Origin of the sequence: Pseudomonas sp. BN102, assembly GCF_029871245.1 — a bacterium.
In the GTDB taxonomy this organism is placed as follows: domain Bacteria; phylum Pseudomonadota; class Gammaproteobacteria; order Pseudomonadales; family Pseudomonadaceae; genus Metapseudomonas.
Genome location: NZ_SSON01000075.1, coordinates 231,188 through 247,375, shown reverse-complemented (window position 1 = coordinate 247,375; position 16,188 = coordinate 231,188). Strand labels below are relative to the sequence as shown.

Here is a 16,188-nt window from a genome sequence, read left to right as displayed (position 1 = left end):
TGCTTGTCAGCCCAGCTGCGGATTACTTTCCCCTTGACCAACCTGCGTCAACGCCTCGAGAACCTGTCAGTCGGCCGCAAACTGCTCGCCGCCCTGCTGGTCCTGCTCGCCACCGTCCTGCTCATCGCCAACCTGGCCTTCATCAGCGCCGCCTACTGGATTTCCCAGGAAAGCGTCGCGCCCCAGGGCCTGGTGACCCTTGGCCGGCTCTTCGCCTCTTCGGCCATCGGCCCCGAGGCTCTGGCCTCGGAAGAGAACGCCAAGGCGATGCTGGCGCGCCTGGACAGCTACACACCACTGCGCGCCGCCGCCCTCTACGACAGCGACGGCCGCCTGCTGGCCCAGCTGCAGCGTGGCGCGCAACTGGACCTGCCGCTGACGGCCGCCGACCTCCCCGGCTGGCGCCTGCGGGAGTTCCGCACCACTCACCTGGCCGAACTGCCGATGTCCGGCAAGAAGCCTGGCCACCTGTTGCTGGTGGCCTCCAGCGAACTGCCCGGGGTGTTCTATACCGGCACCCTGACCGCCAGCCTGGCGATCCTCGCCTGCAGCGTGCTGCTCTGGCTGCTGATCGCACGACAGATCCGGCGCATGGTCACGCGACCGATCCGCCGCCTCGAGGAGCTTTCCCGCCAAGTCACCCGCGAGGAGAACTACGCCCTGCGCGCGCCGCGCGGCAACCGTGACGAAATCGGCAGCCTGGCCGACGCCTTCAACACCATGCTCAGCCGTATCGAGGCTCGCGAACAGCAGCTCAAGCGCGCCCGCGACGACGCGCAGGCGGCCTTCGACCAGGCCCACGAACTGGCCGAGGAAACCCGCCACTCCAACCGCAAGCTGGAGCTGGAAGTGCAGGTTCGCAGCAAGATCGAGAAGAAGCTCACCGGCTTCCAGAACTACCTCAACAGCATCATCGACTCCATGCCCTCGGCGCTCATCGCCCTGGACGAGCAGCTCTACGTCACCCAATGGAACCAGGAAGCCAGCGCCCTCTCCGGCACGCCAATGGACGATGCCCTGAACCAGCCGGTGTTCCTCGCCTTCCCCTCGCTCAAGCCCTTCCTGCCGCAGATCCGCCTGACCGCTGAAAAGCACAAGGTGGAGAAGGTGGAGCGCGTCAGCTGGCTGGCGGGCGAAACCGTCCATCACTACACCCTGACCTTCTACCCGCTGATGGGTGGCACCGGGCGCGGCGTGGTGATTCGCATCGACGACATCACTCAGCGCCTGTCCATGGAGGAGCTGATGGTGCAGTCGGAAAAGATGCTTTCGGTGGGCGGCCTGGCCGCCGGCATGGCCCACGAGATCAACAACCCGCTGGGCGCCATCCTGCACAACGTGCAGAACATCCGCCGACGCCTGTCGCCGGAGCTGGACCGCAATCAGGAACAGGCCGTCATCAGCGGCATCAGCCTGGAGGCCGTCAACCAGTACCTGGAGGCCCGCGAGGTGCCCAAGCTGCTGGATGACATCCACCAGGCCGGCGCCCGCGCGGCCAAGATCGTCACCCACATGCTCGCATTCAGCCGGCGCAGCAGCCGCCAGATGGCGCCCTGCCAGTTGCCGGTGCTGCTGGACCAGGCACTGGAGATCGCCAGCAACGACTTCGACCTGACCGAAGGTTTCGACTTCAAGGGCCTGCAGATCACCCGCGAGTTCGACTCCGACCTCGGACCGGTGCCGGGTACCGCCAACGAGTTGGAGCAGGTACTGCTCAACCTGCTGAAGAATGCCGCCCAGGCCATCCACCAGCGCGAGGACGACGAGGAAGGCCACATCACCCTGCGCACCCGCCTGAGCCCGCCCTGGGCGGAGATCCAGGTGGAAGACAATGGCGTGGGCATCTCGGAGACCGTGCGCAAGCGCATCTTCGAGCCCTTCTTCACCACCAAGGAAGTGGGCCAGGGCACGGGGCTCGGGCTGTCGGTCTCGTACTTCATCATCACCAACAACCACAAGGGGCAGATGGAAGTGCAGTCCAAGCCGGGCCAGGGCACCTGCTTCACCTTGCGCCTGCCGCTGATCGCCAGCACCGAAACCTCAGGAGCCTGAAATGGGCAATCGCCTTTCCAAGATCTACACCCGCACCGGCGACAAGGGCGAGACCGGCCTGTCCAGCGGCCGCCGGGTGAGCAAGGACCACCCGCGCATCGAAGCCATAGGCGAGTTGGACACCCTCAACAGCCAGCTTGGCCTGCTACTGGCGGGACTTGCCGAGGGGCAGCAACGCTGGCCGGGGCTGGACGAGGTGATCGCGGTCCTGGCGCCCTGCCAGCACCGCCTGTTCGACCTCGGCGGGGAATTGGCGATGCCCGAATACCAGGCCCTGGAAGCCAGGGAGATCGATCGGCTGGAGGCAGCCATCGACCACTGGAACGAGGAGCTGGGCCCGTTGAAGAACTTCATCCTGCCGGGCGGCTCTGCACTGGTGGCCCAGGCCCATGTCTGCCGAAGCTTCGCCCGCAGCGCCGAACGCCGCGCCCAGGGGCTGAACGCCGAAGAACCGCTGCGCGAGGAATTGCTGGCCTACCTCAACCGCCTTTCCGACCTGCTCTTCGTCGCAGCCCGCCTGATCGGCCGCCGCCAGCAGGTGGATGAAGTGCTGTGGCAGGCAGCTAGCAAGGCATAGGTCGCCGCTATAGGGGCGAACTCATTCACCAGGCAAGTCGAAGACCTGCCGCAGGTTGGCGTAGAGCGAAGCGAAACCCAACATTCCAGCCGCCCATCGTTGGGCTTCGCTGAGCTCAGCGGAGCGCCGCCCGGCCCAACCTACTCTCGCAACCTCACTACTCCGGCCAGAAGGCCCGAATACCCGCCACGCCCTGGGCACCTACCTCCCAGGCGCGCTCCAGATCTGCGGGACCGACGCCGCCCAGCAGGTAGGCCGGTTGGTTGAAACCCTGCAGCAATTCACTGGCGCGCTCCCACCCCAGGGGTTCGGCGTCGGGGTGGGTCTGGGTGGTCTGCAATGGCGATAGCGTGACGAAATCCACCTCCATGGCCGCTGCCAGCTGCAGCTCCTCGGCGCTGTGGCAGGAGGCCGCCAGCCAGCGCTCGCGGGGGAAGGGACGACCGTTGGGAGCATACTTGCGCAGCTGCTCGGCGGTCAGGTGCCAGCCGGCGGCGGGGAAGTCGCCCAGCCACTCCAGCGGCCCCTTGAGCATCAATTGCGCGCGGCCCGCGCAGAGGCCCTGCACGTCCACGGCCAGGTCTCGGTACTGGGCATCGAACATGCGCGGGGCACGTAGCTGCACAAGGCGTACGCCGCTGGCCAGGGCCGACTTCAAGCCCGCCAGCAATGCCTGGGGCTCGAGGTCGTCGGGGGTGATCAGGTAGCGGTCCGGCAGGCGCGCGGCGACCACTATGGGTTTGTTGGCGGCGGGAAACTCATAGTTGCCCAGCTCCCGGGACGAGGCCCAGGCCAGGGGCTGGCCCTCGGCGCCATGGGGCTCGCCGCTGAAGTCGCTGACTTCCCAGACATCCAGCAGCACATGCTTGTCCGAGTAGTCATGGTGGACCTGGATCAGCGGTCGCGCAGCGCTTACGCGAATGCCCAGTTCCTCCTCCAGTTCACGAGAGAGCGCGGCCTGCACGGCCTCGCCCTCCTCCACCTTGCCGCCGGGGAACTCCCAAAGGCCGCCCTGGTGCTTGTCGTCCGGGCGCCTGGCGATCAGCACCCGACCGTCGGCGCCGCGGATTACAGCGGCGGCCACATGCACTCGTTTCATTCGATGATCTCCGTCTCCTGCAAGGCGGCCTGGTACCAGCGCTGGAAAGCGGGCCACCGATAGATGGTCTCGACGTAGGCCGCGGCTTCCGCCGGCAGCTCCACGGCATAGCTGCGCAGTCGGCTGGCCACCGGCGCGTAGAACGCATCGGCGATGCTGGCATGACCGAACAGGTAGGGGCCGTCCTGGCCGAAGCGCTCACGGCATTCGGCCCAGATGGCGCAGATGCGCTGGATGTCCTCGGCGACATCAGCGGGCACCTGGTTCAGTGGCTCGTTGCGCCGCATGTCCATCGACATGTGACTGCGCAGGGCAACGAAACCGCTGTGCATCTCCGCGCAGACCGAACGGGCCAGCGCACGGGCGGCCTGGCCGAAGGGCCAGAGATGCGCTTCCGGGAAGCGTTCGGCAAGGTATTCGGCGATGGCCAGGGAATCCCAGATGGCGCCGTCCTCGCACAGCAGCACCGGCACCTTGGCGGTAGGCGAGTAGCCCAGCAGGCGCTTATGGCTGTCGGGTTGGTAGAGGGGAACCAGCACTTCGTCATAGGGCGCGCCCGTCAGTTCCATGGCCAACCAGCCACGCAACGACCAGGACGAGTAGTTCTTGTTGCCAATAACCAGTTTCAGGGACATGCCTACCTCCTTTTATCCAGTTCCTCAGGGTCTCCCTGGATCATGGAAGCTGCCTGTACCCCTGGCAAATTCCCGATTTTCATCGGGGCATGAAAATCGGGAATGCCAGGTCGACCGCTTAGGTACGGTATTCCGCGTTGATCTTCACGTACTCGTGGGACAGATCGGTAGTCCAGATGGTTTCGCTGCAGTCGCCACGGCCCAGCTCGATGCGGATGGTGATTTCCTCGCGGGCCATCACCGCCGCCCCCTGGGCTTCGGTGTAGGTGGCCGCACGACCGCCCTGGCTGGCGATGCAGACTTCGCCGAGGAAGACGTCGATCTTGCTCACGTCCAGGTTCGGCACGCCGGCATAGCCCACGGCGGCGAGGATGCGGCCCCAGTTGGGGTCGGACGCGAACAGCGCGGTCTTGATCAGCGGCGAGTGGGCCACGGCGTAGGCCACGTCCAGGCACTCCTGATGGTTGCCGCCGCCGTTCACCTGCACGGTGACGAACTTGGTGGCGCCTTCGCCGTCACGGACGATGGCCTGAGCGATCTCCATGAACACATCGAACACGGCCTGCTTCAGCTTGGCGAACAGCTCGCCGCTGGCGGCACTGATTTCCGGCAGGGCGGCCTGTCCGGTGGCGATCAGCATGCAGCAATCGTTGGTGGAGGTGTCGCCGTCGATGGTGATGCGGTTGAAGGACTTGTTCGCGGCATCGCGCACCAGGTCCTGCAGCACGCCGCGCGCGACCTTCGCGTCGGTGGCGATGTAGCCGAGCATGGTCGCCATGTTCGGGCGGATCATCCCGGCGCCCTTGCTGATCCCGGTGATGGTCACCGTAACGCCGTCGTGCTGGAACTGGCGGCTGGCACCCTTGGGCTGGGTGTCGGTGGTCATGATGCCTTCTGCGGCCTGGGCCCAGTTGTCGACCTTGAGGTCAGCCAGCGCCGCCGACAGCGCGCCTTCGATCTTCTCGACCGGCAGCGGCTCGCCGATGACACCGGTGGAGAACGGCAGCACGGCGCCTTCGTCCACCCCAGCCAGCTCCGCCAGTTTGGCGCAGGAGCGGCGGGCGCGGATCAGGCCGTCGGGGCCGGTGCCGGCATTGGCGTTACCGGTATTGGTCAGCAGGTAACGCACATCGCCCGCCAGGCGCTCACGGGTGATCAGCACCGGTGCGGCGCAGAACGCGTTGGTGGTAGTCACCCCGGCGACTGTGGAGCCTTCGGCGCAGCGCATGACCACCACATCCTTGCGCCCGGGGCGCTTGATGCCGGCAGAGGCGATGCCGAGTTCGAATCCGGGTACCGGGTGCAGGGTAGGCAGAGGGCCAAGACCAACAGCCATGGGAAGCGCTCCTTTGTCATCGGGCGGCCGGCTGCGGGCGGCGCAGGCGGCCAAGGGTTAACAGGAAAAACGCCGCGAGCGGCAGAGCCGGTCGCGGCGTGGGGAATGACAGCAGAGCCTTAGCTGATCTGGCCGTGGCAGTGCTTGTATTTTTTTCCGGAACCGCAGGGGCAGGGCTCGTTGCGACCGACCTTGGGCTCGCTGCGCACCGGCGCGGCAGCCGCTGCCACGGCGACATCGCCTTGCTCCTCGGCCACTTCGGGCTCTTCCAGGCTGGGCGCCGGGGCGTGCTGGAACTGCATGCGACGGGCCATTTCCTCGGCCTCGCGGCGCAGGCGCGCCTCCTCTTCGGCCGGATCTTCGCGACGCACCTGGACGTGGGAGAGGACCCGAATGGTGTCGCGCTTGATGGAGTCGAGCAGGTCCTGGAACAGGGTGAAGGACTCGCGCTTGTACTCCTGCTTGGGGTTCTTCTGGGCGTAACCGCGCAGATGGATGCCATGGCGCAGGTGATCCATGGTGGACAGGTGGTCCTTCCACAGATCGTCCAGCACGCGCAGCAGCATCTGTTTCTCGAAGGCACGCAGGGCTTCGGCGCCGGCGAGGTCTTCCTTCTCGTTATAGGCGGCCAGCAACTGCGCCATGATCTTCTCGCGCAGGGTTTCCTCGTACAGCTTGTCGTCTTCGTCCAGCCACTGCTGGATCGGCAGTTTCAGGCCGAAATCGCTGAACAGGGCGGCTTCCAGACCGGAAATGTCCCACTGCTCGGGCATGGACTGCGGCGGGATGTGCGCGTCGATGGTGGTGCTGAGCACTTCTTCGCGGAACTCGGCGATGGTGTCGCCGATGTCCTCGGCGGCCAGAAGGCTGTTGCGCATGTGGTAGATCACCTTGCGCTGCTCGTTGGCCACGTCGTCGTATTCGAGGAGCTGCTTGCGGATGTCGAAGTTGCGGCCTTCGACCTTGCGCTGCGCCTTTTCGATGGCGTTGGTCACCATGCGGTGCTCGATCGCCTCGCCGGACTGCATCCCCAAGGCCTTCATGAAGTTCTTCACCCGGTCGGAGGCGAAGATGCGCATCAGGTTGTCTTCCAGCGACAGGTAGAAGCGGCTGGAACCCGGGTCGCCCTGACGACCGGCACGGCCACGCAGCTGGTTGTCGATACGGCGGGACTCGTGGCGCTCGGAGGCGACCACGTGCAGGCCGCCGGCCTCGATCACCTGCTGGTGACGCTTCTGCCATTCAGCCTTGATCTGCGCGACCTGCTCATCGGTCGGGGTCTCAAGGGCAGCCACCTCGGCTTCCCAGTTGCCACCGAGGAGAATGTCGGTACCCCGGCCAGCCATGTTGGTGGCGATGGTCACGGCGCCCGGACGACCGGCCTGGGCGATGATCTCGGCTTCCTTCTCGTGGTACTTGGCGTTGAGCACCTTGTGCTCGATGCCGGCCTTGACCAGCAGCTGGGAAACGTATTCGGAGCTCTCGATCGAGGCGGTACCCACCAGCGCCGGACGGCCGCTGGCCTGGCATTCCTTGATGTCGGTGATGATGGCGCCGAACTTCTCTTCCTGGGTCAGGTAGACCAGGTCGTTGAAGTCCTTACGGGCAACCGGACGGTGGGTGGGGATGACCACCACGTCCAGGGCGTAGATCTGGCGGAACTCGAACGCCTCGGTGTCGGCGGTGCCGGTCATGCCGGACAGCTTGTTATAGAGGCGGAAATAGTTCTGGAAGGTGGTCGAGGCCAGGGTCTGGCTTTCGGCCTGGATCGGCAGGTTTTCCTTGGCTTCGATCGCCTGGTGCAGGCCCTCGGAGAGGCGGCGGCCCGGCATGGTACGGCCGGTATGCTCGTCGATCAGCAGCACCTGGTCGTTCTGCACGATGTATTCGATGTTGCGGTGGAACAGGGTGTGGGCGCGCAGCGCGGCGTAGACGTGGGTCAACAGGCTGAGATTGTGCGCCGAGTAGAGGCTCTCGCCCTCGGCCAGCAGGCCGGACTCGGTGAGCATCTCCTCGATGAACTGGTGACCCATCTCGTTGAGTTCGACCTGGCGGGTCTTCTCGTCGACCGAGTAGTGGCCTTCCTGGGTGACCTCGCCCTCGACCTCTTCGATGTGCTGCTTGAGGCGCGGGATAAGCTTGTTGATCTGGATATAGAGCTTGGAACTGTCTTCGGCCTGGCCGGAGATGATCAGCGGGGTACGCGCCTCGTCGATGAGGATGGAGTCCACTTCGTCGATCACGGAGAAGTTCAGCTCGCGCTGGAACTTGTCGTCCAGGCTGAACGCCATGTTATCCCGCAGGTAGTCGAAGCCGAATTCGTTGTTGGTGCCGTAGGTGATGTCGGAGGCATAGGCGACACGCTTCTCTTCCGGCGGCTGGAAGGGGGTGACGACGCCGACGGACAGGCCGAGGAATTCATAGAGCGGACGCATCCAGTTGGCGTCGCGGCGGGCCAGGTAGTCGTTCACCGTGACCACGTGCACGCCCTTGCCGGACAGCGCGTTGAGGTAGACCGCCAGGGTCGCCACCAGGGTCTTGCCCTCACCGGTGCGCATCTCGGCGATCCTGCCCTCGTGCAGGGTCATGCCGCCGATCAGCTGGACGTCGAAGTGGCGCATGCCCATGACGCGCTTGCCGGCTTCGCGCGCAACGGCGAAGGCTTCCGGCAGCAATTGATCGAGGGTTTCACCCTTGGCCAGGCGCGCCTTGAACTCTTCGGTCTTGGCACGCAGCTGATCGTCGGACAAGGCCACCATCTGCTCTTCGAACGCGTTGACCGCCTGGACAGCCTTGGCCATGCGCTTCACTTCGCGTTCGTTCTTGCTTCCAAAGAGTTTCTTCAACAGTGGCGCAAACATATAGAGAGGATCTTCCACATATTGGGATGGAGGGCGGCCTGGAGTCGCCCGCGCAGCCGCCATGGCTGCTTGCGAAGGGGGCATTCTACTCGGATTCGTTGTCGAGGAAAGCGGGGGCGCGTCCCAGGCTCGGGCAGAATCGGCTTACAGCCCGAGGTTCCGAACCCTTTGCAGCCGATTGGTTCCGAATTCGCCGAAGGTCCCGCCAGGAGCCACCCGGGCGTCTGGTCCAGGGTCGCCTTCTGCTAAGATGGCCCATCGGTTTTTCCTTCAGGCTTCCTGCCATGGCCTTTCGCCCCCTGCCCGCCCGCTCACCCGCCGCCCTGTTGCGCGAGGGGAAACCGTTGCGCGCGCTGTTCAACGAGGCCCAGCGCATCGACCAGTTGCAGCAACTGCTCGCAAGCCAGCTGCAACCCGCCGCCCGCGAGCACTGTCATGTGGCGTCCTGGCGCGAGGGCCGGCTGCTGCTGATAGTCACGGACGGCCACTGGGCGACCCGGTTGCGCTACCAGCAGACCCGCCTGCTGCGCCAGCTGAAGGCTTTCGAGGCCTTTGCCGGGCTGGAGCGGATCATCTTCAAGGTCCAGCCAAGTGTCGGCGGCGGCAGCGCTCCGGCAACCGAAGGCCGGCTCTCCCCCGCCGCCGCGGAAAGCCTCCAGGCCACCGCGGAGACCGTCAGCGACCCCAGGCTGCGCGAAGCGCTGGAGCGCCTGGCTCGTCACGGCAAGGCCTCTGAATCCGAGGCTGAGTGAAAAACGCGCGCGCCCTCCCTTGAACCCCGGAAATAAAAAAAGGCCACCCGAGGGTGGCCTTTGAAGTCAGGAAAGAGGGTATTGCTTATACGGCTGCTACCGGCCGCATATAGGAGATAGGCGCAGTCCTGGCATCCTCGAAGGTTACCACTTCCCAGGCGTCCTTCTGCTCGATGAGCTGGCGCAACAGGCGGTTGTTCAGCGCGTGCCCCGACTTGAAGCCGCGGAACTCACCGATCAGGCTATTGCCGAGCAGGTAGAGGTCACCGATCGCATCGAGAATCTTGTGCTTGACGAACTCGTCCTCGTAACGCAGGCCGTCTTCGTTGAGTACCTGGTTCTCGTCGACCACGATGGCGTTCTCCACGCTGCCGCCGAGTGCCAGGTTCTGCGAACGCAGGAACTCGATATCGCGCATGAAGCCGAAGGTCCGCGCGCGGCTGACCTCCTTGACGAACGAGGTGCTGGAAAAGTCTACGCTCGCACTCTGGGTACGGTTGCGGAATACCGGGTGATCGAAATCGATCTCGAAGCTCACCTTGAAACCGTCGAAGGGCACGAAGGTGGCGCGCTTGTCGCCCTCCTCTACTGTCACTTCGCGCAGGATGCGGATGAACTTCTTCGCGGCGTCCTGCTCCTGCAGGCCGGCGGATTGAATCAGGAAGACGAAGGGACCGGCGCTGCCGTCCATGATCGGCACTTCCGACGCGGAGAGTTCGACGTAGGCGTTGTCGATGCCCAGGCCTGCCATGGCCGAAAGCAGGTGCTCCACGGTGTCCACCTTGACCTCACCGTTGATCAGTGTGGTCGACATGGTGGTCTCACCGACATTCTCAGCGCGGGCGGGGATGTCCACAGCGGGATCGAGGTCGGTACGGCGGAACACTATGCCAGTGTCGACCGGCGCGGGCTTGAGGGTCAGGTAGACCTTCTCCCCGGAATGCAACCCTACGCCAGTGGCACGGATAATGTTCTTGAGAGTGCGTTGTCTGATCATGGCATTGGCCGCTTGTACGCAAGTTGCGAACTGTTTTCAACAATGGGCGGCGATAATAGCAGAACCGCCCTTTGCTGAACACCAATCACCCTAATACTCCTGATACAGTGCATCAATCGGCCTGGCGACGCAGGAACGCCGGAATGTCCAGATAATCCAGATCATCCTGCGTGTTCAGCTTGGCCGCGGTGGCCGCGCCTGCGTGTGCCTGATTGCGCATCACGGTCGGACGATCCAGGTCGCGGTAGTTGACCGAGGGCTGCTCCGGACGGGTGGCCATGGTGGAGGTGGTCACGGCAGCGGTCTGCACGGTGTTGTCGACGACTTTCACCGGCTTCTCGATACGCGCGCCCAGACCGGTGGCAACTACCGTCACGTGCAGTTCGTCGCGCATGTCCGAATCGATCACGGTGCCCACCTTGACGGTGGCGTGCTCGGAAGCGAACTGCTCGATGATATTACCCACGTCGGAGTACTCGCCCAGGGACAGATCCGGACCGGCGGTGATGTTCACCAGGATGCCGCGGGCGCCCTGCAGGTTGACGTCGTCCAGCAGCGGGTTGCGGATGGCCGCCTCGGTGGCCTCGCGGGCGCGATTCGGACCGCTGGCGCAGCCGGTGCCCATCATCGCCATGCCCATCTCGCCCATCACGGTCTTCACGTCGGCGAAGTCGACGTTGATCATGCCGGGACGCTTGATGATGTCGGAGATGCCGCGTACCGCACCGGCGAGCACGTCGTCGGCCTTGGCGAAGGCGGCCAGCAGGCTGGCGTCCTTGCCGAGGATGGTCAGCAGCTTCTCGTTGGGGATGGTGATGAGCGAGTCGACACTCTCGGCCAGCGAGCGGATGCCTTCATCGGCGATCTGCATGCGCTTGCGACCTTCGAAGGGGAACGGACGGGTCACCACCGCAACGGTGAGGATGCCCATTTCCTTGGCCACTTCGGCGATGACCGGAGCCGCGCCGGTACCGGTGCCGCCGCCCATGCCGGTGGTGATGAAGACCATGTCGGCGCCCTGCAGCACTTCGGAGATGCGCTCACGGTCCTCGATCGCGGCCTGGCGGCCGACTTCAGGATTGGCGCCGGCGCCCAGGCCCTTGGTCACGCCCGGGCCAAGTTGCAGCACGGTGCGCGCGCCGATGTTCTTCAGCGCCTGGGCATCGGTGTTGGCGCAGATGAATTCGACGCCTTCGATGTTGCTCTTCGCCATGTGATTGACGGCGTTACCACCGCCACCACCGACACCTATTACCTTGATGACCGCTGTTTGCGGAACGTTATCTACGAGTTCGAACATTTTCCCCTCTCCTTCCTTTTTTAGTTTTTCGCCTACTGCGTACCGCGTTTAAAAATTGCCCTGGACCCAGCGTTTCAACCGTTCCAGTACAGGTGCCTTGGGTTCGTCGCCGTAGCCAAAGCTACTGCTGCCGCTGGACATGGGCATACCGTCGGACTGCTTGCGCAGCCCGTATTGCAGCAGGCCCACACCGGTGGAATAGATCGGGTTGCGCACGACGTCGCCGAGACCCTTCACGCTATGCGGGACGCCCAGGCGCACCGGCATGTGGAAGATCTCTTCGGCCAGCTCCACCGCGCCTTCCATCTTGGCGGTGCCGCCGGTGAGGACGATGCCTGCCGGAATCAAGTCTTCGTAACCGCTGCGGCGCAGCTCGGCCTGGATCAGGGTGAAGAGCTCGTCGTAACGCGGCTCCACCACCTCGGCCAGGGCCTGGCGCGACAGCTCGCGCGGCGGACGGTCGCCGACGCTGGGCACCTTGATGGTTTCGCCGGCGCCGGCCAGCTTGGCCAGGGCGCAGGCGTAGCGGATCTTGATCTCTTCGGCGTACTGGGTCGGCGTACGCAGGGCCATGGCGATGTCGTTGGTGACCTGGTCGCCGGCGATCGGGATCACCGCGGTATGGCGGATCGCGCCTTCGGTGAAGATGGCGATGTCGGTAGTGCCGCCACCGATGTCCACCAGGCAGACGCCCAGTTCCTTCTCGTCGTCGGTGATCACCGAGTAGGCCGAGGCCAGCTGCTCGAGGATGATGTCATCCACCTCGAGGCCGCAGCGGCGCACGCACTTCTCGATGTTCTGCGCCGCGTTCACCGCGCAGGTCACCACGTGCACCTTGGCCTCCAGGCGTACGCCGGACATGCCCAGGGGCTCGCGCACGCCTTCCTGGTTGTCGATCACGTAGTCCTGGGCCAGGGTGTGCAACACGCGCTGGTCGGCGGGGATGGCCACCGCCTGGGCGGCGTCCAGCACACGCTCGATATCGGCGCCGCTCACCTCGCGGTCGCGGATCGCCACGATGCCGTGGGAGTTCAGGCTGCGGATATGGTTGCCGGCAATGCCGACGAACGCCGAGTGTATACGGCAGCCCGCCATCAGCTGGGCCTCTTCCACCGCGCGCTGGATCGACTGCACGGTGGATTCGATGTTCACCACCACGCCCTTCTTCAGGCCGCGCGACGGGTGGGTACCAATACCGACGATCTCGAGTTGGCCGTCGGCCGCGATCTCGCCTACCAGCGCCACCACCTTGGAGGTGCCGATGTCCAGGCCGACGATCATCTTGCCGCTCTGTACGCTTGCCATGGTTCTAACCTTCTCTCTGATTCACTGCACGGCGACCGTAGTCGCCGCTGGGGCCTCGACCGGCGCCCGCCAGGCCACGGCCAGGCCGTTGGGATAGCGCAGGTCGACGCGCTCTATGTTCGCTATCTGGTCCTTCAGCGTTTTCTCGTAGATCGAGATGAAACGTCGCATTTTCTCCACCAGGTGATCCCGTCCCAGCAGGAGCTCGACGCCCTGGCCGGTGGACAGGAACCAACTACCGCGCTCGCGCAGCTCCAGCCGGGCTATGGAGAAGCCGAGCGGGCGCAGCATCTGGCTGAGCATCTGGTATTGCTGCATCACCTGCTCCTGGGCCCGCAGCGGGCCCCAGAGCTGCGGCAGCTGTTCGTAGTGGGCCAGCTCACGCGGGGTGAAGGCCTGGCCCTGGTTGTTCAGCAGCGCCTCGTCGCCCCAGCGGGCGATGGGCAGTTGTTCTTCCAGACGGACCATCACCTGGTCCGGCCAGACCCGGCGCACTTCGGCATGGGCGATCCAGGGCATCTGCTCCAGTTCGCGGCGCATGCCCGCCAGGTCGATGCTGAAGAAGCTGGCGGCGATGTAGGGGGCGATGCGCTGCTGCACCGCCTGCTGGCTGATGTAGCTCAGGTCGCCCTGCACATTGACCTTGGCGATGGGCCGGTCGGCGTACGGCAGCAAGCGCTGCGCCGCCTCGTAGGCGCCAAGGCCGAGCACCGCCAGCAGCACCGGCCACACCAGTCGCTTGAGGAAGCCGAAGCTGGGCTTGGGCAGCCGCTGCGACAGTGGCTCCTTGGCCACCATCCGACTGGCGCCACGCGGCACCGGCTTGCGCGACGGAGCGGCGCGGCCGATGACGGGTTCCTGACGACGGATGGCGGCACTACGCATGGCTTCAGCCCCTTGCCTCGACGCTGTCGGCGAGGATCGCCAGCACCAGTTGCTGGAAATCCAGGCCCGCAGCGCGCGCGGCCATGGGCACCAGGCTGTGATCGGTCATGCCTGGTGCGGTGTTGACTTCAAGCAGCCAGAAGCGCCCTTCGGCGTCCTGCATCACATCGGCACGGGCCCAGCCCTGGATGCCGAGGGTTTCGCAGGCGCGCGAAGTGAGCTGCTTCAGCTCCTCTTCCTTGTCCGCGTCCAGACCGCAGGGGATCTGGTAGCGGGTATCACTGGCCAGATACTTGGCGTCGTAGTCGTAGAAGGTGTGCGGGGTGCCGAGACGGATGGGCGGCAGCACTTCGCCACGCAGCCAGGCGATGGTGAACTCCGGCCCATGGATCCACTGCTCCACCAGCACCTGCGGGTCGTAGACGCCGGCGTCACGCCAGGCCTCGATCAGCGCCTCGACGCTCTCCACCTTGGCCATGCCGATGCTGGAACCCTCGTGGGCCGGCTTGACGATCAGCGGGAAGCCCAGCTCGGCTGCGGCCAGGCGGCAATCCGCTTCGCTGGCGAGCACGGCATGGCGCGGGGTCGGCAGGCCGAGGCTGATCCACAGCTGTTTGGTGCGCAGCTTGTCCATGGCCAGGGCCGAGGCCAGGATGCCGCTTCCGGTGTAGGGGATCTCCAGGCACTCCAGCAGGCCCTGCATGCTGCCGTCTTCGCCGCCACGCCCATGGAGGATGATGAAGGCGCGGTCGATCTTCTCCGCCTGCAGGCGTTGCAGCAGGTCATCGCCCACGTCTATGCCGAAGGCGTCCACGCCCGCGGCCTGCAGGGCCTGCAGCACCATGGCGCCGGACTTCAGCGAAACCTCGCGCTCGGCGCTCTTGCCGCCGTAGAGCACGGCGACCCGGCCAAACGCGGCCGGTTCGAGGGTGGATTTCAGTTGCGCGCTCATTTCGTCTTCCTCTTGGCGGCATCACCGGGCTGGCCGCCAAACAACGGGTTCTGGATCAGTTGCGGCGCCAGCGCGCCGATATCGCCGGCGCCCTGGCAGAGCAGGATGTCACCGGCCCGCAGCAGCGGCTTGACCAGCGGCGCCAGGTCAACGCCACGCTCGATATAGATGGGGTCGAGTTGGCCGCGCTGGCGGATGCTGTGGCAGAGCTGGCGGCTGTCGGCGCCGGGGATCGGCTCTTCGCCGGCCGGGTAGACCTCCATCAGCAGCAGCACATTGGCTTCGCCGAGCACCTGCACGAAATCGTCGTAGAGGTCGCGCGTGCGGCTGTAGCGGTGCGGCTGGTAGACCATCACCAGGCGGCGCTCCGGCCAGCCACCACGGACGGCCTTGACCACCGCCGCCACTTCACGCGGGTGGTGGCCGTAGTCGTCCACCAGCATCACGCTGCCGCCTTCGACTTCCAGCTCGCCGTAGACCTGGAAGCGCCGGCCCACGCCCTGGAAGCCGGACAGGCCCAGGACAATGGCTTCGTCGCTGATGCCTTCATCGCTGGCGATGGCGATGGTGGCCAGGGAATTCAGCACGTTGTGGTTGCCGGGCATGTTCACCGAGACATCCAGCGGCTCGCGGTCGCGGCGCAGGACGGTGAACCAGGTGCGCATGCCTTCCTGGCGCACATTGATGGCGCGCACGTCGGCGTCCTCGGCGAAGCCGTAGGTCACGGTCGGGCGTGCCACCTGGGGGAGGATCTCGCGGACCACCGGGTCGTCCACGCAGAGCACCGCCAGGCCATAGAACGGCAGGTTGTGGAGGAACTCCACAAAGGTCTTCTTCAGCCGGTTGAAGTCACCTTCGTAGGTGCTCATGTGGTCGGCGTCGATATTGGTGACCACGGCGACCATCGGCTGCAGGTGCAGGAAGCTGGCGTCGCTCTCGTCGGCCTCCGCCACCAGGTAGCGGCTGGTGCCCAGCTGGGCATTGGTGCCCGCGGCGTTCAGGCGGCCGCCGATGACGAAGGTCGGGTCCAGCCCGCCGGCGGCGAAAACCGAGGCGATCAGGCTGGTGGTGGTGGTCTTGCCGTGGGTGCCGGCAACGGCGATGCCATGGCGGTAGCGCATCAGCTCGGAGAGCATCTCGGCGCGCGGCACCACGGGGATGCGGCGCTCCAGGGCGACCGCCACCTCGGGGTTGGCCTGGTTGACCGCGCTGGACACCACCAGCACGTCGGCGTGCTCGGCGTTCTCGGCGCGGTGGCCAATGAATATCTGTGCACCGAAGCTTTCCAGGCGTGCGGTCACGGCCGAGGCCTTGAGGTCGGAACCGGAGACCTGGTAGCCCAGGTTCAGCAGCACTTCGGCGATCCCGCACATGCCCACGCCGCCGATGCCGACGAAGTGGATGCGACGGATGCGGCGCATCTCGGGATGGGGCATG

13 protein-coding genes are annotated in these 16,188 nt (G+C 65.4%); 3 read left to right on the top strand and 10 right to left on the bottom strand.

The genetic code is table 11. The features are described from left to right. Positions 1 to 33: 33 nt before the first annotated feature. A complete protein-coding gene (locus E8F12_RS22400) occupies positions 34 to 2,052 on the top strand; it encodes a HAMP domain-containing sensor histidine kinase (protein ID WP_280327360.1) in 2,019 nt (672 codons plus the stop codon). A 1-nt stretch (position 2,053) separates the two neighbouring features. Next, positions 2,054 to 2,629, top strand: coding sequence for a cob(I)yrinic acid a,c-diamide adenosyltransferase (locus tag E8F12_RS22395; RefSeq protein WP_280327359.1), 576 nt, complete (start codon positions 2,054 to 2,056; stop codon positions 2,627 to 2,629). Between the two features lie 157 nt (positions 2,630 to 2,786). Here the strand turns inward: E8F12_RS22395 and E8F12_RS22390 are convergent, their stop codons facing one another. The 4 genes from E8F12_RS22390 to secA form a co-directional block, all read right to left on the bottom strand. After that, the gene (locus E8F12_RS22390) at positions 2,787 to 3,728 is read right to left on the bottom strand and encodes a Nudix family hydrolase (RefSeq protein ID WP_280327358.1); all 942 of its coding nucleotides are present in this window, start codon (positions 3,726 to 3,728) and stop codon (positions 2,787 to 2,789) included. After that, entirely contained in the window at positions 3,725 to 4,363 is a 639-nt protein-coding gene (locus E8F12_RS22385) for a glutathione S-transferase family protein (protein ID WP_280327357.1), read from the bottom strand. Before E8F12_RS22385 ends, E8F12_RS22390 begins: the two co-directional genes overlap by 4 nt. A 118-nt stretch (positions 4,364 to 4,481) precedes the next feature. Then, complete coding sequence (gene argJ, locus E8F12_RS22380) at positions 4,482 to 5,699, bottom strand: bifunctional glutamate N-acetyltransferase/amino-acid acetyltransferase ArgJ (RefSeq protein WP_280327356.1); 1,218 nt, start codon at positions 5,697 to 5,699, stop codon at positions 4,482 to 4,484. A gap of 119 nt (positions 5,700 to 5,818) precedes the next feature. Further along, positions 5,819 to 8,560 (bottom strand): preprotein translocase subunit SecA, encoded by a 2,742-nt coding sequence (gene secA / locus E8F12_RS22375; protein WP_280327355.1) that lies wholly within the window; start codon positions 8,558 to 8,560, stop codon positions 5,819 to 5,821. 284 nt (positions 8,561 to 8,844) lie between these two features. On the opposite strand from secA, the gene E8F12_RS22370 reads away from it, so the two are divergent. Next, complete coding sequence (locus tag E8F12_RS22370; protein WP_280327354.1) at positions 8,845 to 9,312, top strand: DciA family protein; 468 nt, start codon at positions 8,845 to 8,847, stop codon at positions 9,310 to 9,312. An 85-nt stretch (positions 9,313 to 9,397) separates the two neighbouring features. Here E8F12_RS22370 and lpxC read toward each other — a convergent pair whose 3' ends face one another. From lpxC to murC, 6 genes are all read right to left on the bottom strand, one after another. Then, entirely contained in the window at positions 9,398 to 10,309 is a 912-nt protein-coding gene (gene lpxC / locus E8F12_RS22365) for a UDP-3-O-acyl-N-acetylglucosamine deacetylase (protein ID WP_280290860.1), read from the bottom strand. Between the two features lie 112 nt (positions 10,310 to 10,421). Then, the gene (gene ftsZ, locus E8F12_RS22360; RefSeq protein ID WP_280327353.1) at positions 10,422 to 11,609 is read right to left on the bottom strand and encodes a cell division protein FtsZ; all 1,188 of its coding nucleotides are present in this window, start codon (positions 11,607 to 11,609) and stop codon (positions 10,422 to 10,424) included. Positions 11,610 to 11,657: 48 nt separating this feature from the next. Beyond that, complete coding sequence (gene ftsA / locus E8F12_RS22355; protein ID WP_280327352.1) at positions 11,658 to 12,914, bottom strand: cell division protein FtsA; 1,257 nt, start codon at positions 12,912 to 12,914, stop codon at positions 11,658 to 11,660. Positions 12,915 to 12,935: 21 nt separating this feature from the next. Further along, positions 12,936 to 13,799, bottom strand: coding sequence for a cell division protein FtsQ/DivIB (locus tag E8F12_RS22350; RefSeq protein WP_280327351.1), 864 nt, complete (start codon positions 13,797 to 13,799; stop codon positions 12,936 to 12,938). Positions 13,800 to 13,803: 4 nt separating this feature from the next. Then, positions 13,804 to 14,751 carry a D-alanine--D-alanine ligase gene (locus E8F12_RS22345; RefSeq protein ID WP_280327350.1) on the bottom strand — a complete coding sequence of 316 codons (948 nt, stop codon included), beginning with the start codon at positions 14,749 to 14,751 and terminating at the stop codon, positions 13,804 to 13,806. Continuing rightward, the gene (murC, locus tag E8F12_RS22340) at positions 14,748 to 16,187 is read right to left on the bottom strand and encodes a UDP-N-acetylmuramate--L-alanine ligase (protein WP_280327628.1); all 1,440 of its coding nucleotides are present in this window, start codon (positions 16,185 to 16,187) and stop codon (positions 14,748 to 14,750) included. The genes E8F12_RS22345 and murC overlap by 4 nt, the downstream gene beginning before the upstream one ends. Position 16,188 lies beyond the last annotated feature (1 nt).